Source organism: Fibrobacter sp. UWB4 (assembly GCF_002210345.1).
Lineage (GTDB): Bacteria > Fibrobacterota > Fibrobacteria > Fibrobacterales > Fibrobacteraceae > Fibrobacter.
On the sequence record NZ_MWQI01000002.1, the window covers coordinates 348,697 to 373,410 of the forward strand.

At 48.5% G+C, this 24,714-nt stretch carries 18 protein-coding genes and 1 pseudogene; 13 read left to right on the forward strand and 6 right to left on the reverse strand.

What is annotated here, in order from left to right:
* Nucleotides 1-64: 64 nt before the first annotated feature.
* Nucleotides 65-1,618, reverse strand: a complete 1,554-nt coding sequence (leuA2, locus tag B7990_RS06395; protein WP_088640176.1) for a 2-isopropylmalate synthase LeuA2 — start codon at nucleotides 1,616-1,618, stop codon at nucleotides 65-67.
* A 335-nt stretch (nucleotides 1,619-1,953) separates the two neighbouring features.
* On the opposite strand from leuA2, the gene B7990_RS06400 reads away from it, so the two are divergent.
* Nucleotides 1,954-4,146, forward strand: a complete 2,193-nt coding sequence (locus tag B7990_RS06400; protein ID WP_254917365.1) for a tetratricopeptide repeat protein — start codon at nucleotides 1,954-1,956, stop codon at nucleotides 4,144-4,146.
* Between the two features lie 112 nt (nucleotides 4,147-4,258).
* On the opposite strand, the gene B7990_RS06405 is transcribed toward B7990_RS06400, so the two are convergent.
* Nucleotides 4,259-5,173 (reverse strand): PD-(D/E)XK nuclease family transposase, encoded by a 915-nt coding sequence (locus B7990_RS06405; protein ID WP_074208018.1) that lies wholly within the window; start codon nucleotides 5,171-5,173, stop codon nucleotides 4,259-4,261.
* A gap of 187 nt (nucleotides 5,174-5,360) precedes the next feature.
* On the opposite strand from B7990_RS06405, the gene B7990_RS06410 reads away from it, so the two are divergent.
* The 3 genes from B7990_RS06410 to B7990_RS06420 all read left to right on the forward strand — a co-directional run bounded on the left by B7990_RS06410 (nucleotide 5,361) and on the right by B7990_RS06420 (nucleotide 9,711).
* Nucleotides 5,361-5,942 carry a hypothetical protein gene (locus tag B7990_RS06410; RefSeq protein ID WP_141099230.1) on the forward strand — a complete coding sequence of 194 codons (582 nt, stop codon included), beginning with the start codon at nucleotides 5,361-5,363 and terminating at the stop codon, nucleotides 5,940-5,942.
* Entirely contained in the window at nucleotides 5,939-6,274 is a 336-nt protein-coding gene (locus B7990_RS06415) for a hypothetical protein (RefSeq protein ID WP_088640178.1), read from the forward strand. Before B7990_RS06410 ends, B7990_RS06415 begins: the two co-directional genes overlap by 4 nt.
* A gap of 101 nt (nucleotides 6,275-6,375) precedes the next feature.
* Entirely contained in the window at nucleotides 6,376-9,711 is a 3,336-nt protein-coding gene (locus B7990_RS06420) for a type IA DNA topoisomerase (RefSeq protein ID WP_088640179.1), read from the forward strand.
* 421 nt (nucleotides 9,712-10,132) lie between these two features.
* On the opposite strand, the gene B7990_RS06425 is transcribed toward B7990_RS06420, so the two are convergent.
* Nucleotides 10,133-11,332, reverse strand: a complete 1,200-nt coding sequence (locus B7990_RS06425; RefSeq protein ID WP_088640180.1) for an FISUMP domain-containing protein — start codon at nucleotides 11,330-11,332, stop codon at nucleotides 10,133-10,135.
* A 146-nt stretch (nucleotides 11,333-11,478) separates the two neighbouring features.
* Nucleotides 11,479-11,739, reverse strand: a pseudogene (locus B7990_RS06430) (DUF3467 domain-containing protein); the annotation flags it as partial.
* A 211-nt stretch (nucleotides 11,740-11,950) separates the two neighbouring features.
* On the opposite strand from B7990_RS06430, the gene sufB reads away from it, so the two are divergent.
* On the forward strand, nucleotides 11,951-13,366 hold the full coding sequence (gene sufB / locus B7990_RS06435) for a Fe-S cluster assembly protein SufB (RefSeq protein ID WP_088640182.1): 1,416 nt from the start codon (nucleotides 11,951-11,953) through the stop codon (nucleotides 13,364-13,366).
* 355 nt (nucleotides 13,367-13,721) lie between these two features.
* Here the strand turns inward: sufB and B7990_RS06440 are convergent, their stop codons facing one another.
* The gene (locus B7990_RS06440) at nucleotides 13,722-14,267 is read right to left on the reverse strand and encodes a DJ-1 family glyoxalase III (RefSeq protein ID WP_088640183.1); all 546 of its coding nucleotides are present in this window, start codon (nucleotides 14,265-14,267) and stop codon (nucleotides 13,722-13,724) included.
* Nucleotides 14,268-14,406: 139 nt separating this feature from the next.
* Between B7990_RS06440 and B7990_RS06445 the strand changes: the two genes are divergently transcribed.
* Nucleotides 14,407-15,294, forward strand: a complete 888-nt coding sequence (locus B7990_RS06445) for an Hsp33 family molecular chaperone HslO (RefSeq protein ID WP_088640184.1) — start codon at nucleotides 14,407-14,409, stop codon at nucleotides 15,292-15,294.
* Between the two features lie 116 nt (nucleotides 15,295-15,410).
* Nucleotides 15,411-16,028 carry a bifunctional phosphoserine phosphatase/homoserine phosphotransferase ThrH gene (thrH, locus tag B7990_RS06450; protein WP_088640185.1) on the forward strand — a complete coding sequence of 206 codons (618 nt, stop codon included), beginning with the start codon at nucleotides 15,411-15,413 and terminating at the stop codon, nucleotides 16,026-16,028.
* Nucleotides 16,029-16,214: 186 nt separating this feature from the next.
* On the opposite strand, the gene B7990_RS06455 is transcribed toward thrH, so the two are convergent.
* Complete coding sequence (locus B7990_RS06455; RefSeq protein WP_254917367.1) at nucleotides 16,215-17,780, reverse strand: hypothetical protein; 1,566 nt, start codon at nucleotides 17,778-17,780, stop codon at nucleotides 16,215-16,217.
* A 271-nt stretch (nucleotides 17,781-18,051) separates the two neighbouring features.
* Between B7990_RS06455 and B7990_RS06460 the strand changes: the two genes are divergently transcribed.
* From B7990_RS06460 to B7990_RS06485, 6 genes are read left to right on the forward strand one after another with little or no spacing between them, the layout of a single operon-like run.
* On the forward strand, nucleotides 18,052-20,199 hold the full coding sequence (locus tag B7990_RS06460) for a bifunctional (p)ppGpp synthetase/guanosine-3',5'-bis(diphosphate) 3'-pyrophosphohydrolase (protein ID WP_088640187.1): 2,148 nt from the start codon (nucleotides 18,052-18,054) through the stop codon (nucleotides 20,197-20,199).
* Nucleotides 20,196-20,789 (forward strand): hypothetical protein, encoded by a 594-nt coding sequence (locus B7990_RS06465; RefSeq protein ID WP_088640188.1) that lies wholly within the window; start codon nucleotides 20,196-20,198, stop codon nucleotides 20,787-20,789. The genes B7990_RS06460 and B7990_RS06465 overlap by 4 nt, the downstream gene beginning before the upstream one ends.
* Before the next feature lie 33 nt (nucleotides 20,790-20,822).
* Nucleotides 20,823-21,203, forward strand: a complete 381-nt coding sequence (locus tag B7990_RS06470) for an NADH-quinone oxidoreductase subunit A (protein ID WP_014546976.1) — start codon at nucleotides 20,823-20,825, stop codon at nucleotides 21,201-21,203.
* Nucleotides 21,194-22,453, forward strand: a complete 1,260-nt coding sequence (gene nuoB / locus B7990_RS06475; protein WP_088640189.1) for an NADH-quinone oxidoreductase subunit NuoB — start codon at nucleotides 21,194-21,196, stop codon at nucleotides 22,451-22,453. The genes B7990_RS06470 and nuoB overlap by 10 nt, the downstream gene beginning before the upstream one ends.
* On the forward strand, nucleotides 22,450-23,589 hold the full coding sequence (locus B7990_RS06480) for an NADH-quinone oxidoreductase subunit D (RefSeq protein WP_088640190.1): 1,140 nt from the start codon (nucleotides 22,450-22,452) through the stop codon (nucleotides 23,587-23,589). The genes nuoB and B7990_RS06480 overlap by 4 nt, the downstream gene beginning before the upstream one ends.
* Nucleotides 23,590-23,592: 3 nt before the next feature.
* The gene (locus B7990_RS06485; protein ID WP_088640191.1) at nucleotides 23,593-24,714 is read left to right on the forward strand and encodes a complex I subunit 1 family protein; all 1,122 of its coding nucleotides are present in this window, start codon (nucleotides 23,593-23,595) and stop codon (nucleotides 24,712-24,714) included.

The following is a 24,714-nucleotide window of genomic DNA, read 5'->3' on the forward strand; positions in this document are numbered from 1 at the left end:
AGGAGATTCCCGCTTACTTCGACTGCGCTCAGCACAGGCTCCGGCGGGAATGACATTTCCTTGTTTACTTCTTATACAGCAAGTTCACGCCGCCGAAGAGAGCGCGCATGTTCGCCTTGAGCGTATCGCTCGAGACACCGCGACCTTCAACTTCTTCGCCGTTAGCCTTCAAGACAATGCGGCTTAAGCCTCGACCTGCCCACATCTTATCCTTTTCAGGAACGACGAGCTGGCGGTACTTCACGAGTTCGACCGGCAAGCCGATTTCACGCATGAGCATAAGAGCGGCTTCAATCGGGCCTTCGGCCGTCACGGACTTCACAAGCGCTTCTCCATCCTTCTTGAAGTGGAAAATGAAGCGGTTTTCGTCTGGGATAACTTCGATGTTGTTGAACACCAGGCGACCGTTCACATTGACGAACTGTTCGCGGAACACATCAAGCACGCGATCGGCACTGAGTTCGCCTTCCTTTTCGCTCAGTTGCTTGAGGACCGGCTGCAACTTGGAGGCTTCCTGCAAGGTCATCTTGTAGCCGAACTTCGTGATGATTTCGTACACGGCGGTACGGCCGCTCTGGCTCGTGAAGCAGAGCGTATCGTTCTGGTTACGACCGATGATAGAGTAATCAATCGGACGATAAGCGCCCTTCTTCATGTCCTTCGTCTTGGAAGCGCCATCCTGATGGATGCCACTGCGGTGGACGATAGCTTCAGTACCGATCAACGGAGCGCGGATGTATATAGGCACGCCGCTCCAATGGCTCACGAGAATTGCCGTTTCGTAAATACGTTCGAGATGCAGCCCCGTATCGACGCCGGAGTTATGCAGGCCAATCGCGACTTCGTAGAAGTTCGTGTTACCGCAACGTTCACCGAGGCCGTTCAATGCGACTTCGAGCTGGGTTGCACCGACAAAGAAACTTTCAACGGTAGCAGCCGTTGCCATGCCAAGGTCGTTATGGCAGTGCACAGAAATCGTGATGTTCTTGGGCAGAGCTTCATAGACCTGCTTGACCTGGTCGACGTAGAGCTTCGGGCGATAGCGTTCCACCGTGTTCGGCAGGTTGATCGTCGTCGCACCGGCTTCGACAACAGCCTTCAGAACGTCAATCACAAAATCCATGTTTTCGAGGCAGTCGCCAAAATGTTCGGCGCTGAATTCCACATCGCCCTTGTCGCCGACGAGCGACTTTGCAAACTTCACGCACTTCACAGCCTTTTCCTTGACCTGTTCAGGCGTCATGTGCAGCACGTTTTCCATGGACAAAGGGCTTGTGGCGAGGAACGTGTGGATGCGCGGATGCGGAGCGTACTGGACAGCTTCCCAGCAGCGCTGGATATCGCTTTCGATGCAGCGAGCGAGGCCAGAAACCACGACGTTCTTTGCAGTTTCGTCGCCTTCTTCCGCCATCTGCGCGGTGAGCTTTGCAAGTTCCATGACCGATTCAAAATCCATTTCGCTAGACGCAGGGAAACCGACTTCGGCACCTTGCACACCGAGCTTCAAGAGCAACAGATAAACATCTTTTTTCTGGGCGTTGTTCCAGGGCTTCGGAAGAGCCTGGTTACCATCACGCAGTGTTACGTCATAGAAGAATGGTTTTCTCGTTTCAGTCATTTTTATCTCCTTGCCGGCTTCAAGACCGCAAAGTTCCTTTAATTTTTCAATTCCAAAAATAGAATTTCGCCATAAAAAAGAACCCGCTTCGTTCTCGAAGCGGGCGCTTTTAGGTTTAAATTCTTTGAAAATCTTTGAAAAATCCCTAAAACCTCGCTTCGGTAGCGATGCTAAGTAGAAGTAGAAGGTTCAAGGTTTTTCTCATGTGCATGAATATACAAAGATTCGAGGGGAATGGCAAGGGGGGAGCAAGCCCAATTGTTGGTTATTTCACACAAAATAATGTATATTGAAAAAGTCGATTTTTACAGAAGAGTTTTTCAAGCATAAATAAAATGATGTTGCGAGTTGATTTCATCAAGATGGCCGCTATCGGGCTTGCCGTAGCCAGCACTTCCTTGTTTGCAAAATCCACCGACACGCAGTATCAGCAAAATGATTGGTTTGCCGAATTTGGAGGCAACACCTCGATGTATGTGAACCCGGCTGGGATTTCTGAAGCCGATCAGCTCGAATTCAGCGCAGCCTTCTTCAGCACCACAGATGGCGAAGGTAGTCAGGAATACGTCAGCTTGACGTACCCGATTGACTACAAGCACACTTTGGGAATCTCCCTTTTTGAAAATGGCGCTCCATTTGAAGATGGAGAGTCTTATGGCGAAATTGCCGCTCAATTCGGTTACGCGTACAGACTTTTCCACTTGCTTTCTCTTGGCATGAACCTCGATGTACTTTACATCAACCAGTTTGATAAAAACTATCAGCTCAAGGTTAATGCTGATGTGGGCATGAGCTGGAACCCGCTTGCCTCTTCAAAGTACGGTTACTTGCTCATCGGCGTTGCCATGCAAAACCTCCTTGCTCCGACTGTCAGCGAAACAAATGGCGACGATTACAAGCTTCCGACGAACTTAAACCTCTCTTTGTTCTATCGCGGATTTAACCGTCTTCTCGAATTTAAGGCCGAACTTTCCGTAATTAACCTCATCCACGATTCTAAGGATAGAGGGAAGTGCGACCTCGAAATGAGCTTTTCTTTGACCTATTATCTTTTTTCGCACCTCGGGATTCGCGCCCGCTTTACAAAGGAAGGCAATCCGGTCCTCGGAGCGACAATTAAATTCAAGGACTTGAGCATCTTCCGTTACCTCGCTTTTGATTTCGAAATGTCTCACGACGATCTTTGGGCTAAAAAGAACCGCGGCTTTGTGTGGGCTGTCAAACTCACGACCCGATTCGGTGACACTCGCGAAGAGAAGGTCGGCGAAGAACGTTATCGCCGTTTGAAAATCCAACCTGAAAACGACTATTATGCAGCAAAGAGCCTTTACTTGAACCGTCAGTTTTTGGACGCTGCATACGCCTTCGGTGAAATCCAGACCAAGTACCCGACATTTCGCCTTGTGGACCAGGCTGCTTTCTACGAGGCAAAATCTTTCGAAAAACTCCGTATGCACAAGGCGGCTAGGGAAATTTACCGAGATGCCATCAAGCGCTATCCGCAGAGTGACCAACTTGCCAAGTATCACTTCCAGTTGATGAACATCGACTATAAGGAAGGAAAATATACAGAAGCAATGAATAAGTACCAGTACATTGCTCAGAAGTTCGGCAAAAGCGATGCGAAGGCTGACGCTGACTACGTTGCCGGCCAAATCAAGTTCGAACAGGGGCTCTATAAGGAATCCATTGACCTGCACGCATCCATCCCTCCGGGTAACGCAAACTATCTCTACGCCCGTTACACCATGGGCATCGCTAACAGTCGAATGAGCAAGTTTGACGAAGCCGAAAACTGCTTCCGCGCTATTACGGAACTGCCAGTTTCCAACAAGTCCGAACACGACATCCAGAATGCAGCCAAGGTCAAGCTTGGCCACCTATTCTTCTCTGCAGAAAAGCCGGACATTGCAGCCGCTGCTCAGATGTATGGCCTTGTCCAGAAGGAATCTCCGGTGTTCGATGAAGCAATGCTTGGTATCGCATGGGCCTTTATCAAGGCCAACAAGCTAGATGAAGCTATGAAGTATGCCAAGTGGATTATTGATAACCTTCCAGAATCTTTCCTCGTGTCAGAAGCTTACCTCGTGCTTGGTTACTGCAACTTTATTAAGAAAAACTATCGGGAAGCCATTGATGCTTTGGATGAAGCTGGGAAGCGTACGGAACAGCCGATGGTGTCTGTTGCTTCTCGCGACAGTGCCCGTCAGGCTTACGATGCAATGCAGAGTGAATTAGACTCCGTTCAGGTTCTTGCCTTGGATTTTGCAAGCCAGTTACCGACGCCACGTGTGGAAAGCAAGCGTAAAGCATTACGCCCGACGTTAGACAAGGCCAACCAGGCTATTGAAGATTACGCTTCGTTCATGCAGAGAGCTATCCAAAGTGACCGCTTCGAATCCAACCGCAAGCGCATTTTGGAAGATGCTTTCCCTACAAAACCCCTATATAATCCTCCACTTCCTAATTATAATAAGCCCAGTAAACCCAATTATGACTCATCTATTTCACTTGAAGATGATTTGTAGCGTATGGAATTTTAAGGGATTAAAAGAAATCGATTTTAAAAGTGGTTTGCAAAATGCAAAAAAGAAAACCCGACTAAATCGGGCTAGATTTTTCACTTAATAAGAAAAGCAATCACCGATTTCTTGGTAAGATTTCCTTTTTAGGAACCTTGAAAAGTTCAGCCGCTTTCTCTGGGGTCAATATTCCGGCATCGACCATTAACTGAGCATCTTCTTTATGGGCATCGTCATGTCCTTGAGCATAGGCCCCTTGTCTCTCGTAAAGCAAGTCTGTCATACCGTCAACCTCGTTCAAAAGAATTTCGTCGGTGTACCCTGTCAAAGATACATCTTTGATGAAATCCTTGTCAAGTAGGCTTTTTAACTTTTCTTCGGGAATATCTTTTTCTTCAAGGACATCGCGGAAAATGCGTAACATATCAGCTCGGGTAGACTGTTCTCGAACTTCTAGGGGTGTTCTATCTTCTATTGCGAAAAACTTTTCGAGTTCTATCAAATAGACATCCAACTTGTCATAAAAGTGACGCCGATTGCGTACGAGTTGTGAGTGATGAAGATAGGTGTTTCTTTCTAGAGGAAATTGGTTTTCGGTCAAGATTGAGAGCACATAAATGTGTGGCAATTTGTAGGTTTGCGATTTTTTAACGGTGCGGGTAAAAACCCGAGATGTGTAATAAATAAGACGATCAACGAAAAATTTGTTGTAATTCTGCTGAACTTCGATAAGGATGGGCGCGCCTGCTTCCGTAGTGCCGTATATGTCAAAAATGGCTGTTTTATCGTTTAGAACACCAGGATTTTCTTGAACACCTAAAGTAAACGATTTGATGGCGTTTCCTCCTGTAAGTTCAAGCATAGCATTCAAAAATTTTACTGTACGTTCGGGTTTTGCCTCGTTCGCTATAAGCATTTTGAAAATGCCATCGCTAAAAGGATAAACGTTCCTATACGTTTTGCGATATTCTGCCAAATGTTCAGGATGCTCATGGACGTCTTTTACCATAGCGAAAAATTCATTGCGATTCATAATCATTCCCCTATTTGGTTTAGGGCAAACAAAATACATCAAATATTTTTGAAAATGTGAAAGTTTGCAAATTTTGCAAACAACCGTTAGCAAAAATTGAAAGATTGCAAACAATAGCCAACATTTAGAACCATTTCCCAATTGGTCAATTTCGTAAAGCCCAGATTTTGTATATTCAATCTGTTGTATGCAAATAAATAAAATAACGATCACCCAGGCGATTGAATTTTTTAAAAAGAAGGATTTGTGGGCGAAAATCGCCTTTACCATAATCTTTCTTTCGTATTTATCTTTTTGTCACACGTGTTTTAATCCAATTGCGGGGGAAGACTTTCCTATTTATGAGAATAATTATCCGGGGGATTTGTATGGCTTTCGGGCGAAAAATAAAGGCGCAAAGCAATGCGAGTTGGATGGCAAGAAAATTTTCCTAGAACGGGAGAATCAGAACGAATCTTTTTGGTATGACTTTTTTGTTGAAACCCATGCTCCCTATGTTTGGCATCTCCAGTATCAGGACGATGACAATGCAAGAAAAAATATTTTGACATATCGGTTTGAGCCCCGTGGAGGTATTGGGGCAGTTGTTCAGGGAACGGGCATCGGAATTGATGAACGGCAAGATTCTATCTTAATTTTTTATGATGCTGAACCACTAGATGGCTTTACAATTGAGCCTAGTCCGTTTAGCAATAAAATTGTAATCGAGAAAGGGAGTCACTATCGAGGTAGTAGTGTAGCACGCTGTTTTATGAGGTGGTTCAATTGATCAAGAAACTAATAGATAAACTCTTTACCTTGACTGCTTTTATTTCTGCAGTGTGCTTGGCAGTTCATTATGCGCCAACGTCCATGATTTTTGTAGATAATAGTCTTGATTCTGTTTCCGACAGACCGGATGCGCTGTTGTTTTCTTTAGTGACGCTTGCGTCGGCTATTTTGTTATTACTGGATGTATTCTCGCTGAAAATTAAGATTGTCCAAAATCAAGTTTGGAAGATTTTTGCGGCGATTGGAATTATTCCGATTCTGCCTTACGCCTTGTTTGGGTTAATCTTGTTCGTGTTTGATATCATCTACTATATAAAAACATTTTTTTAATTTTTAGTCAGTTTGTTTTAGCGGGTATATTAAAAAGATTGATAGTCCACAAGTAGACTAAAATCCCTTAAAAACTGAAATTTTATATCTTTTCGGTAATTATGATTTTACTCGTCGCCGAAAAACCTTCTGTTGCCAATCAACATTACAAGCCAATGCTGGAGCGTATTGAGGGTGAAAAGTTTACGCAAGGCGACGGATGCCTAATCGGCAAGAACCATTGCATCACATGGTGCGTGGGTCACTTGATTACGCTTGCTCCGTTGGACGCCTACCCCGGTTTCGAGGGCGGTTGGCGACTTTCGAACTTGCCGCTTTTGCCTGAAAAATTCAAGTTGATGGAAATCGAGAGCACGCGAAAGCAGCTCGCGGTTGTGCGCGACATGATGGCAAGGGCGGATGTTCTTGTGAACGGCGCGGACGCGGGTCGTGAAGGTAATTTGATTTTCGACTTGATTCTCGACTACACGCCGGACTTCCGCAAAAAACAAATCAAGCGTTTGTGGGTGAACAGCTATGTGGCAAAGGACTTGGACAAGGCTTGGAAGAATCTGGAAGACGCGACGGAACGTTTGAACTTGAGCTATGCGGCAAGGCTCCGCCAGCGTGCCGACTGGATGGTCGGACTGAATGCGACTCGTGCATACACGCTCACTGCCGGGCGCGGAAAGATGATTTCTGTGGGGCGTGTGCAGACACCGACACTGAACTTGGTCGTGGAACGCGATGCAATTGTCGAGCAGTTTAAGGAACTGTTCTATTACAGCGTTGTGGGGACGTGGAAAGGGTTCCAGGCGCAATTATTAGACGAAAGACGTGGTTCGGCAGGCTCACCAACCTTGACGAAAGACGAAAGGGGACAACGTCATCCTGAACAACGTGAAGGATCCAGTGAAGTAATAAAAGGCGATGCAGGTACGGCATCCGGCACGACAGCAGAGGCGAAAGTCGCGACAGAGGCGAAGGTCGCGGCGGACAAGCAAAGCAATTTAAAAGTTGCGATTTTCGAGAAAGAAGAACCAGCGCAGGCTGTTATAGACAAATGCTCGCCGCCGGAAGAAGCAACAATTGCAAAGGTTGACATCCAACAAAAAAAGCAGTTCCCGCAAAAGCCATTCGACTTGACGGAACTGCAAAAAGAGGGCAACAAGCGTTTTAAATACAGCGCCCAGCAAGTTCTCGACTGCGCCCAAAACTTGTACGAAAAGAAATTGCTCACCTATCCGCGTACAGACTCACAATACTTGCCGGACACGATGCAGCAAGAAGCATACGCGCTTGCACAAAGGCTTGCCACACCGCAAGAAAAATCAGTCATGCGCAGCGTGAACGAAAACTTTGTCTTCATCAACTCCAGTAAAGTCACAGACCACTTTGCCATTATTCCCACGGGAGAAGAACCGCAAAACCTCCCTGAGATGGAAGAGAACATCTACAAGCTCGCAAAAGAACGCTTTGTGCAGGCATGGCTCAAGCCGTATGTTTGGAGCGAAATGGAAGTGCTACTACAGACGAGAGACGAGAGAGGAGAGACGAGTGATAGCAACGTCATCCTGAGTGATAACGAAGGATCCAGTGACAATTCAGCCCTTCAACTGGGCGCAGGGACCTCGGAGCTGTTCCGGTTGAAGCTCAAGCGAAATGAAGATTTAGGTTTCCGTGCACTCGTCAAGGAAGAAAAGAAGAAAGGCAAGAAGACGAAAGACGAGAGACGAGAGACGAGAGATAATGCAACAGCGGAAGACTCAAAGGGCGATGGCGATGACATCACGAACATTGTCGAGACGTTCCCGGAATGGAATCTCGGGGACCATGCTCCATTTGACAGTCTAGAACTGCAAAAGAAAAAGAAGAGCAAGCCCAAGTACTTCACCGAAGCAACACTCCTTGCCGCGATGAAAACGGCGGGCAAGCAAATCGAAAACGAAGAACTTGCCGAAGCCATGAAGGAACGCGGTCTCGGAACGCCAGCCACGCAAGCAGGCATCATTGAAACGCTCAAAAAACGCGGATTCATCGAAGCGCAAAAGAATTATCTTGTCAGCACCCAGCGCGGACGCGAAGTCATCGCGCTCATGGACGAAAAAGTCAAATCGCCCGAAATGACCGGTGAATGGGAATTCAAGCTTTCGCAAGTTGAGAAAGGCAAGCTCACGCCAATCGAATTCCGCGACGGCATCGTGAATTACGTCAAGGAACTCTTCGAACATTTGCGTCAAAAATACGGCAGCCAGTTCGAACGCGAAACCGTCACCGACGCGATTCCTTGCCCGAAATGTTCCAGCCCGCTCGAAATTGCGCCGTGGGGCTACGTCTGCAAAAATGAGGAATGCGGTTTCAAGGCGGGCCACACCATTGCCGGCCGCACATTGAGCCATGCCGAAATGGCGACACTCCTCAAAACAGGCAAGTCCGATTTGCTCAGCGGATTCAAGAGCAAAAAAGGAACAACATTCAGCGCCACGCTCACATTAGGCGATGACGGCAACATCGGCTTTGAATTTTCCGACGACGCCCGTGCCAAAACGCCAACCAATTACAAATGCCCCAAGTGCGGCAAAATGCTTTTGGATTCCGGGAACCGCCTCATCTGCGAAGGGAGCGACGTCACCACATCGAACAACGAAAATGGCGACCCGACACTCACGCCAGACACAGCCCCGACTTGCGACTTCGTTTTCTACAAGACGATTGCCGGGCATGTCATGAGCGACACGGAAATTGCAGAACTTTTCAGCAACGGCACGACCGAAATCATCTGCGGATTCTTGACCAAGAAAGGAACGACTTTCAACGCCAAAGTCGTCTGGGACAAGGATTTCAAGGCGACATTCGCTTTCGAGAACGACGGCCATTTCCACGGCACCGAAACCAAGTTCAACTGCCCGCTCTGCAAAAAGAAACTCGAAGAAAACAAGAACGCCATTTTCTGCCCAGCTTGTAACTTTACCCTGTTCAAGTCCGTTGCTGGCAAAAAGCTCCGCGTAGCAGACATTAAGGCTCTCCTCACCGGCGGCAAGACAGAACTGTTGACCGGATTCAAGAGCAAGAAAGGAACAGAATTCGACGCCTACCTAAAGCTCGGCGAAGATGGTCGCACGAATTTTGAATTTGTCCACAGAGACCTTCCCTGCCCTTGTTGCGGCGACCAACTGCGATTCCGTAGCGGCACGACCACGCAAACGCCAAACGGAGAAGTGCAAACACTTGCCGCCTACGTGTGCATGAATCCCGCCTGCAATTACGGGATTCCCAAAACATTCTTCAAGCGTGATTTTTCCGACGAAGAAGTCGAAACGCTCCTCAAGAACAAATCTACGCCAATCCTTGAACCGTTCAAGAAGAACGACACGACATTCAGGGCTGCGCTAGAACTCCGCGAAGGCGGGAAGATAGCATTCAACAAGCTTACCGTGGAAGTGATAAAGAAGGGGTAACCATCAAAACCCGCCGAAGCATCCATCACTACCAGCAAGGCGAGTGAAGCGAAAACAAACTTGTTTGTTTTCATTTCCGAGCCGTAAAGGGAGGCGCTTGCGCCTCAACGAGGTTCGAGATTTTCAATCTTAAAATTCTTCTTAGAATTTAATCTCGAACGAGTCGCCTTTTTTCCTGTTTTTTTAGAGGATTTGGAGTTTTTACGGGAGTTATTGTTCATTTGACGCCTACGGCGTCCGCGGCTGCACTCGGTTATAAAATTATGCAAGCATAATTTTGCAACACTCGTTTTGCACGCTCTTTTGACATAAGGATTGCCTTTGGTGTATATCCATACACCGATTTTAATTAAACTTTTTTTGTGGAAAACGAACTCCCACCCATGGGAGTTCTTTAATCTTTTAGAATTTGTTAAAATGTTTACTCAATTTTAACACAACGAACAGAATATCCGTTCGACTTTTCTCCACGACGATTCTTTTGTGTACCTGTATTATCATCGCTATTTACAGAAACAAAAGCAGAATATGCAAATAAAGTGACATCATATTCTTGTTCCTGCGGATATGTCCAAAAAACAGCATCTGTCAAATTTTTAAATGTTCCATTTTCAAATCTAACCCCACCACCGATTAAGGAGAACCCACTAGCATTGTTACCATGGAAACATTGCGAACGAAGACCTTTTATTCCATCACCATATTCATCATTATAATCTCTTATTATTTCGAAATCATCCCAAGTAAACAAGCGCCATCCATCAGGGCAAATTCCCTGATGATCACGTCTAATTTTTTTATAACAACTTTCAGTATTGCATCGGCTCGGCAACTGCATCATTTCAGCCCACTGATACAAGCCACCATACTTGTCACAATTCGTGGTATCGTTATTGTAGCAATAGCGTTCGATCTTCGTATCGTCATTTTGGTCATTTTCACCAAGAACCATTTCACCGATATTCAAATTTTCGGCCATAACGGTTACCTTTTCCCCAGTCTTTGAAGAAACTGCGGTATAGTAGTAATAACTACGGCCATTACGCGGGTCGGTAAACTGTTTGTAGATTGTATCCCTAAGATTCCAATTATCCGCAAGACATTTAAAATGGTCATACGGAACATACTCGCTACTGGAGGATACTTTTTTACTTGAGCTCGATGCAGGAGCGACAGAAGATGACGAGACAATCTTTTGGCTAGAACTGGATTCTACTTTTTTGCTAGAAGAGGATTGCTTACTGCTACTGGATCCTTCGCTACTGCTCAGGACAACGGAAGAAGAAGAAACCGTCTTGACGGAAGACGAGGAAGTAATCTTTTGACTAGAACTTGATGGATCCCCTTCGCTACGCTTCGAGGATGACGACTTCACGTCATTGCGAGGAGTCGAAGAGGACGAAGCAATCTTTTGGCTACTAGAAGAAGATACATCCTTCTTATTGCTTGAAGAGGAAGAAGATTCTTCCTTTTGAATACTGCTGGAAGAATCTTTTTCTTCGCTATTGGGTGACGTACCGCTATCGCCGCCACAAGCGATGAGGGCTATGGACAAGAAAAGAGCTAGCAGAGATTGCTTCGCTACGCTCGCAATGACGCTATTCATTCCAAACTTTCTCATTCTGTACTCCTTTTTCAGCAGCAAGCGCAAAACAAGCACATGCCGCAGACCTCTTCCATATACCCAATAAATATTAGAAATTTATTATTAAGCACCTCAAGAGGTCCTGAGACCATAGGCCACAGAACCCGTTTGAGGTGTAAGAATTAACCCTTATTGACTTCCGGGATACCGATTTCGATTTTTCCGTACTTGGCTTCGTATGCCTTGAGGGTTGCACCAAGCATAATGGCAAGGCGCTTTGCCGTGAACGGAGTCATCACAACGCGTTCGGCGAGATCAACATCGACTTTTTCCTGATTCATTTTCCAGGCGCGATTTACGCCCAAGAGCACCATAACTTCTTCGCGACCGGCAACAACATTGGTCGCATTCACATAAAGGCTCTTCATGTTCGAGTCGTTCCATACGACTTCAGGCGGGCGGCTTCAGAATGACGCGCAAGGATGGCGACCCCGGAACAAGTCTGGGGTGACAAGTGGCGGGCATGACAGACCAAGGTAACAAGGACAAATCTCAAGCCTACCACATCTATAGGTTAAACCAGAATTGGGGACATTTCCTTTAGAATCGCTCCCACATTTTACTATCTTTGCACTCGTTTAAAGCGGGTTAAAGATGAGCGAAAATTACAAATACGGATTTGTCACTGATATTGAAAACGAAGCCTTCGAAAAAGGTCTTAACGAGGATATCATCCGCAGGGCGTCAGCGCTCCGTGGCGAACCGCAGTTTATGCTCGATTTCCGCTTGAGAGCCTACGAAAAGCTCAAGACGATGGAACAGCCCAACTGGGGCGAACTCCACTTCAATCCTGTCGATTTGCAGGACATCGTCTATTACTCCGCACCGAAGACCAAGAAGAGCCACGAAAAAATTGAAGACGTGGATCCGGAACTCTTGGCGACTTTTGAAAAGCTCGGCATCCCGCTCGACGAACAGAAGCGACTCGCAAACGTAGCCGTCGATGCCGTGTTCGACTCCGTCAGTATTTACACGAGCCACAAGAAGAAACTCATGGAAATGGGCATCATCTTCTGCTCCATCAGCGATGCCATCAAGGAATACCCGGAACTCATTGAAGAGTATCTTGGTAGCGTGGTCCCCGCTGGCGACAACTACTTTGCGGCCCTCAACAGCGCAGTCTTTGGCGACGGAAGCTTTGTGTACATTCCGCCTGGAGTCAAGTGCCCCATGGACCTTTCCACCTACTTCCGCATCAATAACAAGGAAGCAGGCCAGTTCGAACGCACGCTGATTATCGCCGATGACGACGCGAGCGTGAGCTACCTCGAAGGCTGCACCGCCCCCGAATTTTCGAGCAAGCAGCTCCACAGCGCCATTGTGGAACTCGTAGCTAAGGAAAACGCCAAAATCAAGTATTCTACCGTGCAAAACTGGTACGCAGGCGACCGCGAAACGGGCGCAGGCGGCGTGTACAACTTCGTCACGAAGCGTGGCAAGTGCGCAGGCAAGAACAGCCGCATCAGCTGGACGCAGGTCGAAACGGGATCTGCCATCACGTGGAAGTACCCGAGCTGCATTTTGCAGGGCGACAACTCCGTCGGTGAATTCTACAGCGTGGCCCTCACGAACGGCCACATGCAGGCTGACACCGGCACGAAGATGATCCACATCGGCAAGAACACCAAGAGCACGATCATTTCGAAGGGTATCAGCGCGGACTACTCCAGCAACGCCTACCGTGGCGAAGTGAGCATCCGCAAGTCCGCCACAGGCGCCCGCAACTACACCCAGTGCGACAGCATGCTCGTCGGCACCAAGAGTGCCGCCCACACGTTCCCCTACATCACAGTCGCGAACGCGAGCGCCCAGACCGAGCACGAAGCTACGACCAGCCGTATCAGCGAAGACCAGCTGTTCTACTTCGAAAGCCGAGGCATCAAGCGCGAAGACGCCATTCAGGCCATGGTGGGCGGTTTCTGCAAGGACGTGTTCAAGGAACTCCCGGGCGAATTTGCCACCGAAGCGCGCCAGCTCCTCACCCTCAAGCTCGAGCACAGCGTCGGTTAATGCAGTTTAGAGCCATCTAATTCAATCGTGGACATTTAATTCAAAAGGAAAGGGCCGGAAATTTTAGTTTCCGACCCTTATTGGTGTATATGGAGTACTTTATATATAGCATTTTTTAAATTACATAGTGTCATTTATTTCCTTTTTTTAATAAAAAAATATTTTTTCATACAAACATTGTACTTATAACTTCACAACTTAAGAACTAATAAACAAATTATAAACTGTATATAAAAAATTCTCTATAACTTTATAGAGAATTTTTTTACATATGAGTTTGTTCGATTTGTCAGTTTTGGTGTATTTTAAGGCTTTTCGCTTAAATACCTCAAAAATTTAAAATGATACAAATAACTTATCTTGCCACTATCTGGCGCTGAATCTGTTCTGAAAGTTCCACACTACCGATTTCAGCGATGCACTTTAGAGCAAATTCTTCTGCCGAACCCGGTCCACGGCTCGTAATGATGTTTCCATCGACCACGACACGTTCTTCCGTAAATTCACGACATACAAGTTCCTTCTCGCAGCCAGGGTAACATGTAGCCTTTCTATCCACGAGAATCCGGGCCTTGCTGAGGACTGTCGGCGCGGCACAAATGGCAAGAACCCATTTATTATCGTCATTAAGGCTGCAAATTGTGGTTTCAACAGCGGCGCTAGCCTTGAGATTCTGGACACCGACACCGCCTCCAGGAAGGAACACAGCATCAAAATCGGTAGGTTCAAGCTTGCTCAAGGCTACATCTGAGAGGATTTTCAGCCCATGAGCACCTCCTACAACCTCGGCCCCCGAAACTGAGGCTACCGTCACCTTAAATCCGGCACGGCGCCACAAATCTACAGGAACCACGAATTCCGTTTCTTCAAAACCATCTGCCAGCAAGACAAGTATCTGCATAAAACCTCCGATAACTTTATTTAATTATTATAGCTTTTTTTAGTTTATTTATCACATTTTTTAGTAAAAATAGCGCATTCTCAATCCATTTTTCATCCTGTTCTAAATCGGCAATCCCGTTAAATTCTATATTTGGGCTATGAATTTCAAAGATAGAATCATCCGTGCGACGGGCAAAAAAACGCCCTTCCGCCTTATTGTGGTCGATTTAACAGAGACTATGAACGAAATCGGCCGGCACCACAACGCTAAAGGTTTTGCACTCAAGCTGCTTGCAGAAAACTCTATCGCAAGCATTTTCCTCAGTGCTGGGCTTAAATTCGCAGGAACCGTTTCTTACACCACCACATTTGGCGGCGAAATTACAAAGATTCAAACAGACTCCACTCCGATGGGTCTTGTCCGCGCCATGATTCCGCAGGCAGAACTCCAGGCTATTGGAGCAAACGAACCCGCGCTCGTTCCACAACACGTTCAAGTCGTAAAGCTGAACGAACAGGGCAAACGTGTCCACGAAAGCATCATCGAAGCTCCGTCCGTCTCCGTAGGCCAGAACCTCGCCACATACCTCTTGCAGTCCGAACAGATTCGTTCTGCCGTGGGCATTGAAGCTCAGTACAATGCTCAGGACCCGAGCATTCTCGACTACGCCGCAGGTTTCTACATCGAGGCATTCCCGGACCTTGAGGACAAGGACATCAACCTGATCGAAGTTATCGTGCAGAACCTCCCGAAGTTCTGCGACATGTACAAGGCAGACAAGGGATTCGACCTTGACGAACTTTTGGACCAGCTCCGTGGCCCGTACGACATCGAAGTCGTGCGCGAAATCGACCCGAAGCCATTCTGCCCGTGCAGCAAGGACCGCATGCTTGCTACACTTGCAACGCTCCCGCTCAAGGACTTGCAGGAACTCAGCAGCGAGAACAAGGACTTGAACGTCGTCTGCGACTTCTGCCGCACAAACTACACGATTACACCTGCGGATATGCAAGAAATTATAGACGAGAGAAAAAAAAGTTCCTAGTTCGGAGTTACTAGTTACTAGAGATCCTTCGACTTCGCTCAGGATGACACAGCAACTAGTTCTCTGACAAACAATAAAACTATTAACTAGTAACTATCAACTAATAACTAATCATTATGTTTACTAAGCAATGTGTTGTCACTCTTGACCTGGAAGGCGTTCTTGCGCCAGAAATCTGGATTGCCGTCGCCGAAAAGACGGGCATCAAGGACCTCCGCCTCACCACGCGCGACATACCCGACTACGATGTGCTCATGAAGGGCCGCATCAAGATTCTCGAACGCGAAAACATCAAGCTCTCTGACATCCAGAACGTTATTGCAAATCTCGGACTCCTCGAAGGTGCCCGCGACTTCATGGACACACTCCGCGACGAAGCCCAAGTGATCATCCTCTCGGACACGTTCCAGGAATTTGCCTACCCGATCATGAAGAATCTCGGATTCCCGACGATTTTCTGCCACAATCTCGTGGTCGAAAACGACATGATCAAGGGTTATCACTTGCGCATGAGCGACCAGAAGACGAAGGTCGTAAAACACTTGCAGGAACTCAACTTCAAGGTGTTCGCCTCGGGCGATTCCTTCAACGATACGGGTATGCTCAAGCAGGCCGACAAGGGCTGCTTCTTCTGCGCACCGGATTCCATCGTCGCCCAGTTCCCGCAGCTCGAAGCCACAAAGACCTACGCAGAACTTTTGGACAAGTTCCACAAGTTCCAGGAATCTCTTTAAATTGGTAGACAGTAGGACAAATGCGTAAACCGAGAGTCGCGCAAAAACTTATTTTGGCATGACCGAGGTTAGCATTTGGTAAATGAGCGTAGCGAATTTACAAGTCGGAAGTAGACAGAAAACTGTTTATACAGAAAGAGCCTCGCAATCGCGAGGCCTTTCTGTTAATGACTAACGACTAAAAAACTACTTCAAGCTAGGTGTTTCCCAGTCAATCCATTCAGACTTTTTGAAGTTGATGGTTTGAGTATTCTTGGAATAGTCAATCTTACCCGTCTTGGCATCCTTGCCGAGCAAGAACTTGTTCATAAAGTCCTTGACTTCGTCGAACTGTCCGTTCGGAAGCTGGCAGTGACCGTGACCGCCTTCCTGGCTGTAGGTGTAATTTTCCGTTGCACCGAGAGCGTCATAAACTTCCTTAGAAGCTTGTCCGCAATAGTTCGACGGAACTTCACCCAACCATTCCTGGCCGGCATTGTCGAGAATGAGGAGCGCACGCGGTGCAACCATGGCCACCAACATGTGCTGGTCGAACGGGAGCGTATTTTCCCTGCCATCGTAGCTCTTGAAGCTAGAAATCATCCACTTGCCTTCGGTACCGGCACTAGCAAGGCCCTGCACAAACTGCTTGCCCTTCTGCTTGTTGACTTGAGCTCCCACGCGCCAAAGCGATGCGCCACCGGAACCAGATTCTTGCGGAATGGTGAGAGCGATACGTTCATCGAACGCGCCCACGGCAAGAGTACCCTTGCCCCAGCGAGAGCAACCCGTCATCGCAAGATGCTTCACGTCGATACCCGCTTCCGGAGTCTTTTCGAGAGCGTCGATAATGCGGCTTACGCCCCAAGCCCATGCAATGATGGTGCCCTGACCCTGGTTATAAAGCTGGAAGAACATACCGCCACCGCTTTCGGGAGCGACGTCATCCGGGTTAAACGTAATCTGAGCGATATCAAGACCGTTCGTCGCGTTGCCGAGGCTTCCGCAACCGCCCATCATGCCACCGCCAAAACCGATCATGGCCGGCTTCGGCTTATCCTTCGTACCCGCGTTGCTGATTTTCACGGAGAACGAACCGGATTTGCCCTTGTCGGTCACCTTGATGGTGAGCTTTCCGCCGGAATAGCTGCCTTCAACCTTTTCCGGGTTACGCGGCTTTGTACCGAACATGAGCTTTTCGTACATAGCACCGATTTCTTCGCGACGGCACTTCCAATCGGCCTTGGACGAAATGCGTGTACCATCAAGCTTTTTGAACGGGTCCGGGAGTTTTGCGTTGTCCACGCTCGACGGGATATTGCCAATCTGGCATTCGCTGCGGTGGTCTTCAACAAATTCATTCACCGGGGACGGCGGCGGTTCAGTAGCACTCGAACTCACCGGCGCTACAGCAGAACTCGATTCAACCGGAGGTTCTGCTACAGAGCTGCTGGAACGATGGTGATGTACGCTCGAGCTTGAGCCTTCAAGCCCAGAGCTTAGCGATGCAGAGCTAGAAGAACCTTCGACAGGTCCAACACCGCTACTGGACAAAGTCCCGTCCATACCGCTCGATGGAGATTGCTGATTGTCCGAAGAACTGGACTCACCCGCCTCTTCTGCGGATGAGCTAGAACTAGCACCATTGTCAGGCGCTTCGCTCGAAGAACTCCAATATTCCTCAAGACATTCTGGTGTTAAACATTGCACGTCTGATGGCAATTTGTCATCACCGCACGCCAATAAGCCAAAGGCAGCTACTGCCATAGGCATTAGTTTCATCCACTTATTCATTGTATACCAACCCCAACAACAGCCGAGAATTCGGCAAAATTGTTGTCCTTTAAATTAATCTAATCTAAAAGAACAAGACTCGGTGTAATATTATTTTTGTTGTAAGAGTTACAACAGGCTAAAAACATTTCAAATCTTTTTTTCTGATTTTTTACGATCTTTAAACCGAAGAACGCATTTTTTTGTCTTATTTTTGGCATATTTCCAAAAAAAAAGACGCTTATGTATCAAATTATTAGATAAATTGAGAATGATGGATCAGGCTAAATTTACAACGAATCAGGAGCACATTGTAAATGTGCTCCTTAAGAAGAATCCAAAGCTAGACGAAGGGATTCTTAGAAAAGCTATAGCCTTTATTGCCGATGCCCACGATGGTCAATACCGCAAAAGCGGCATGCCCTACACAGAACACCCTTACGAAGTGGCCAAGATTCTTGCAGACTTAAAGCAAGACCAGGCAACGGTACTAGCAGGCTTATTGCACGACGTGGTGGAAGACACCCCGCATACCCTCAGTGAAATTTCAGAACTTTTTGGCGAAGACACGGCGTTCATGGTCGATGCGGTAACAAAGATTACCGCCGTCCAGGAGGCAAGCAAGACGGCGCAAAAGGCAAGCACCTACCGTAAGCTCATTACGGCCATGGCGAAAGACCCGCGCGTCATCATGATCAAGATCGCTGACCGCATCCACAACATGCGCACCATGCGATACATGAAGCCCGAAAAGCGAAAGATTATCGCCCAGGAAACGCTCGATATCTACGTACCGCTCACCCATAGGTTCGGTCTATACAAGCTGAAAACCGAACTCGAAGACTTGAGCTTCAAGTACGTAAACCCGGATGAATACCAGAAGCTCGTCGATGCCCTTATCGAGAACAAGGAAAAGCGCGAGAACTACGTACAGTCCGTGATTGGGCCGCTCCAGATCAAGATGGCCCTCGAAGACTTCGACTGCACCATCCAGGGACGTACCAAGAATATATACAGCATCTATAACAAGATGATCGCGCGCGGCTGCGGGTTCGAAGACATCTTCGACATTTTCGCCATCCGCATCATCGTCGAGACGATCCCGGAATGCTACCTCGCCCTCGGTTATGTACACAACCTCTGGACGCCGCTTCAAAGCCGCTTCAAGGACTACATCGCCACCCCGAAGCCGAACCTTTACCAGAGTATCCATACAACGGTCATCGGTCCTGAAAACAAGATGGTCGAAGTCCAGATCCGCACAAAGGACATGGACTTAACCGCCGAAAAAGGATTCGCCGCCCACTGGGCCTACAAGATGGAAACGCAGCACGAAGGCGAAGAACTCGCCTGGCTTGACCACATGGTCAAGCTGCAATCCGAAATCTCGGACTCCAAGGAATACCTCGACTTCTTGAAGGTGGACCTGAAACCCGAAGGCATGACGGTGTTTACTCCGAAGGGCGCTTCGATTGAACTCCCTGAAGGCGCCATCGTTCTGGACTTTGCATTTGCGGTTCATTCGGAACTTGGGCTGCACTGCATTGGCGCCCGCATTAACGACAAGGTCGTAAGCCTTGATGAACCGGTGCCGCATGGCGCCACGATCCAGATTTTAAAGAGTCCGAACCAGGAACCGAGTCCAGAATGGCTGAACATGGTAAAAACCATCAAGGCAAAGCAAGAACTCCGCAAGTGGATGAAGACAAGCATCATCATCCAGTCCCGCAGCCTCGGTAAGGAAATCTGGACACGCGAACTCCGCCTCCTCAAGATCGAAAAAGACAAGAGACCCAAGGACGAAGCCATTCTACAGTACTTCGGCATGACGAGCCTCAATGAATTTTTCGAAAAGCTAGGCCAGGGCGAACTGCCGCTCCAGGACATCCACCGCTTCTTGAACGGCGGAAATGATATTTCCAAGGAAACGACAGCGCTCCGCTTCTACCCGAAATTCGGAAAGGACATGGACAACACGCTCACCGACGAAATGCCGTTGATGATCGGTCACGAGACCAGCCTCCTTATCCATTTCGCAAGCTGCTGTGGTCCAGTTCCAGGCGATAAGATTGTCGGCGTGATGCGCCCGCAGATCGGTATTGAAGTCCACAAGAGCGATTGCCCTTGCCTCAAGGACTTGCCGACCGACCAACGCCTGCCCGTTGACTGGAGCGCCGATGTCACAAAACCATTTACAACGCACCTCACGATTGAAACAGACAACCGCAGGAACTTGCCATTAAGCATCCTGATGGTTCTGAAAGACGAAAACTTGTCGCTAGACAGAATGAGCATCGCAAGCGCCCAGTACACAGGACGCATCCGCATGGAATTCAAGGCGTTCCGCAAGGACCAGGTCGATGCCATTGTGACCAAGATAAGGCAAGTCGAGGGCGTCAGAGGGGTTGAAAAAGCATGATATCGTCCCTACACCATTGCGACTACACACAAAAAAACCGTGCGTTCAACTGCCGCATGAGGAACCGCTATTACGAAGAAGTGTATTACGCTTTCCGTGCGCTGTTTCCGAATGAAATTGCAGAAGTCAAGGAATCTACGCCTGAAGAAAACAATGCATGGTACCAGCATTTGAGCAAGGACATCAAGCGTTATGAACGTCTCCTGATGACATGCCTCGAATATGCGCAAGCTGCGATTTTCTACGGCAAGGCGGAAAATTCTTCGCTTTACTCTAAGGACAAACGCTGGGGTATCTTGCAAGAAGAAATTTTCCTTGTGCACTTTTTGCAGGAGTTGCTTTCGACGACGCGATACGTTATCGCAAGGATTGATACGGACAAAGTGTTGCAGCAATGGAGTGGGGAAATGCAGGGCATGAAATCGAGTCCTGTCGTTTACGGTTTCGTGAGTGATATTCAAGGCAAGTTGAATACCATGAACGCAGGCACCATTGATGAATTTAAGGACTTGTTGAAACACGTTCTGGACCGTTTCCAGATTGCAAACACGCTATTCGGAACCGTCCAGGACTTGCAGAATTTCTATTAAAGACCAACGACTATTGACCATTGACTAATAACTATGTCTGAATACATCATTCTATCCATTTTCCTTTTTCTGGGCGCGTTTATCGCGGCGGCGGCAACCGTCACGGGCCTATTGCTAGGCTACCGCACCAAGAATACAAAGAACAAGATGGCTCCGTACGAATGCGGTATGGAAACCATCGGCAACGCAAGAATTCAGTTCAAGGTGGGCTACTACCTGTTCGCCTTGCTCTTCCTCGTGTTTGATATCGAAGCGCTGTTCCTCTTCCCCGTCATGATGAACTTCAAGGAAATCATGGCTGGCCACACGGCGCTCCCGCCATCAGTCGTCGTTATCGACCTTATCATCTTCATTGCGATTCTCGTTTCGGGCCTTGCTTACGCCTGGAAAAAAGGAATTCTCAAATGGGAATAATCAATTTAGCTCCAAAGATCTTGGACCCGATTCCCGGTGGAAAGTACGTTGTAAACGCCATCGACTATGTTGTGAACTGGGCCCGTGCAAACTCCATTTGGCCTCTGACATACGGTACTAGCTGCTGCGCCATCGAAATGATGTCGAGTTCTATGGCTCGTTATGACATTGCCCGTTTTGGCTCTGAAGTGTTCCGCTCGTCCCCGAGACAGGCGGACTTGTTTATTTTGGCAGGTACGATTACCCGCCGCATGGCTCCCGCCATCCAGATGCTTTGGGAACAAATTCCCGGTCCGAAATACGTGATCGCCATGGGCGCCTGCACGATTAGCGGTGGTCCGTTCATCTACGACAACTATTCTGTTGTCCGTGGTGCACAGAACTTGATTCCGGTCGATGTGTTCGTTCCCGGTTGCCCGCCGCGCCCCGAAGCACTTTTCCATGGACTTTTGACGCTCCGCGAAAAGATCCTCAAGGAAACTTGCCGCAACCCGTGGCACGAAGGCGAACCGAAAGACGTTTCGACGATGGACCGCTATCGCGAAGCCGCAAAGACTTGGGCCGCTCTCGAAGAAATGAAAGACGAGCAGATGGCCGAAGCCCGCGCGAAGTTCAAGGAAGAAAATCCGGACTACAAGAGTGCCTTCAAGCCCATCCGCGTCAAGAAGCCGGATATGCCGGAAGTGGAACGCGTACCCGCCAAGCGCTTTGGCATGACGCAGCTTGAACTTTTCACAAAGCTCCGCGCCAAGTTCCCGAACGTGACCGTGCATACGCGCGGTGAAGACACTCCAGAAGATGTCGTTGCCAAGTTGCCGGCGGATTGCCCGCTCGAAGTCATGCTCGAAAAGGAAGATTACCTGAACGTCGTTGAATTTGTCAAGAATGATCCTGAATTCAAGATGGATTACCTGATTGACGTGACCGCGATTGACTACGACGATCACTTCGACATGGTGACAATGCTCAGAAGCCTTGAAATCGGTCACAAGATTTTCCTTTGTGTGCAGCTCAAGAAAGACTTCTCGATTGACGAAGAAAAGCGCCCGACATCGCTCCTCGCTAGCGTCCCGACCATATCGCACCTCTACCCCGGTGCCGAAATCAAGGAACGCGAAGTTTACGACATGTTCGGCATCAAGTTTGAAAACCACCCCGACCTTCGCCGCATCTTCTTGGACAAGGACTTCGTGGGTTACCCGCTCCGTAAAGACTTTACTCACCCGGAAATGATTAGGAGGCCTATATGAGTCATCAGTTACCTCCGGGATTTCGCCTCGAACGCAAATCGAATACTGAAGAATTTTTTATCAACATGGGTCCGCAGCACCCGAGTACTCACGGTGCTTTGCGACTCACGCTCCGCATGGACGGTGAGACCATTGTAGAAGTTGTCCCGCACTTTGGCTATATCCACCGCGGTATGGAAAAGCAAGCGGAATCGATGAGCTACTTGCAGTACATCGCGATGTCGGACCGTCAGGACTATTTGACCGCCATCCAAAATAACTTGGGCGTTGTCATCGCTCTTGAAAAGGGCATGAACGTGGGCGTTCCGCTCCGTGGCGAATACATCCGCGTGATGCTCCAGGAACTTGGCCGCATCGCCTCGCACTTGGTGTTCTACGGTTGCTTTGGCGGTGACCTTGGCGGACAGACTTGCCTCTTGTTCGGCTTCAAGGAACGTGAAATGATTCACGACATGCTCGAAGAAGTGACTGGTTCTCGCCTTACGACAAACTTCTTTAGACCGGGTGGCAGCCGCTATGACGTACCGGATACGTTTATCCCGCGCGTGAAAGCATTCCTCGACCACATGGAAGATACGATGAAGGACTACGAAAGATTCCTTTCGAAAAACATCATCGTGTTGGAACGCAGCATCGGCATTGGCGTTTTGAGCAAAGAAGACGCGATCGCTTACGGTTGCTCTGGCCCTGTGCTCCGCGCCAGCGGCGTGAACTTTGACGTGCGCCGTGCAAATCCGTATAGCATTTACGACCAGCTCGACTTTGACGTACCCGTGTTCCATAACGGCGACTGCTACGACCGCTACCAGATCCGCATTGCTGAAATTCATCAATCGCTCAAGATTCTACGCCAGTGCGTCGAAAAGTTCCCGACCGAAGGTCCGTGGCGCAGCAAGGAAAAGCCAGTGCGACTCCCAGTGGGCCGCTACTACAGCGAAATTGAAACCGCAAAGGGTCTTTACGCGACATACGTTGTCGCCGCAACGACCGGTGAAAAGCCGTACCGCATCCACACACGCGGTCCGAGCTTCCCGCATATTGGAGCGATTAACAAGATGGCTCAAGGTCACAAGATTTCGGACCTCGTGACCATCATGGCAACGTTAGACCCCGTGATTCCAGAAATTGACAGGTAGTTTATGTTTGTACCTTCAGTAACACATCCTATTGGCGACTTTGTCCGTGATTGGGTCCCGCGCCTGGCAGAATATCTGCCCGCAAACATCCAGTCCGAAGACCTCAACAGCGTCGTCGCCTTCCTCATCAACGCCGTGATTTGCATTATCGCCGTTTGCGTGGTAAACATCGGTTCTGCCCCGATTCTCATTTACATGGAACGCAAGGTTTGCGCCCACGTGCAATGCCGCCTTGGCCCAATGCGTCTTGGCTGGCACGGAACGCTCCAGACCATCGCGGACGTGATCAAGATGCTCTTCAAGGAAGTGTATGCTCCGAGTGGGGCAGACAAGCTCATGTTCTACTTGGCTCCGCTAATCGTCTTGATTGCACCGTTTATCGTCTGCGCTTTGATTCCGTTCGACAAGAACCTTGTCGTGGCCGACGTCTCGATGGGCATCCCGCTCATCATCGCGGTGAACGGCTTTGGCGTGCTTGGCATTTTGCTTGGCGGCTGGAGCAGTAACAACAAGTATTCCTTGCTCGGTGCGCTCCGCAGTGGCGCCCAGATGATCAGCTACGAAATCTCGTTTGCGATGATTCTCCTGTTCGTCGTCATGATTTCTGGTTCTACGAACCTCATGAGCATTACGATGGGCCAGGAAGGAACCATTTTTGACTGGTGGATTTTCAAAATCCCGGTCCTCGGTTTCATAGCATTCATCCTCTTCTTTATTTCTAGTACCGCCGAAATGAACCGCGCTCCGTTCGACATTGCCGAAGCAGAACAGGAACTCACGGGCGGTTACCACACAGAATACAATGGCACTCCGTTTGCCATGTTCTACCTCGCCGAATACATCGCGCTCATCACAAACTCCGCACTCGCAACCACATGCTTCCTCGGTGGATTCTTCCCGCCGTGCATCGGCATTGCCGCTGTGGACAACGTCTTGAACATGGTGCCTGGCGTCGTATGGTTCTTCGCAAAGATTTACTTTATGGTCTGGTGCTACATGATGGTCCGCTGGACGTTCGTGCGCCCGCGTGTAGACCAGCTCATGGACTTTGAATGGAAATTCCTTTTGCCGGTAAACCTAGTGTTGCTCGTCGCTGGCGCAGCCTTTATCGCAATTGGTGGTTAG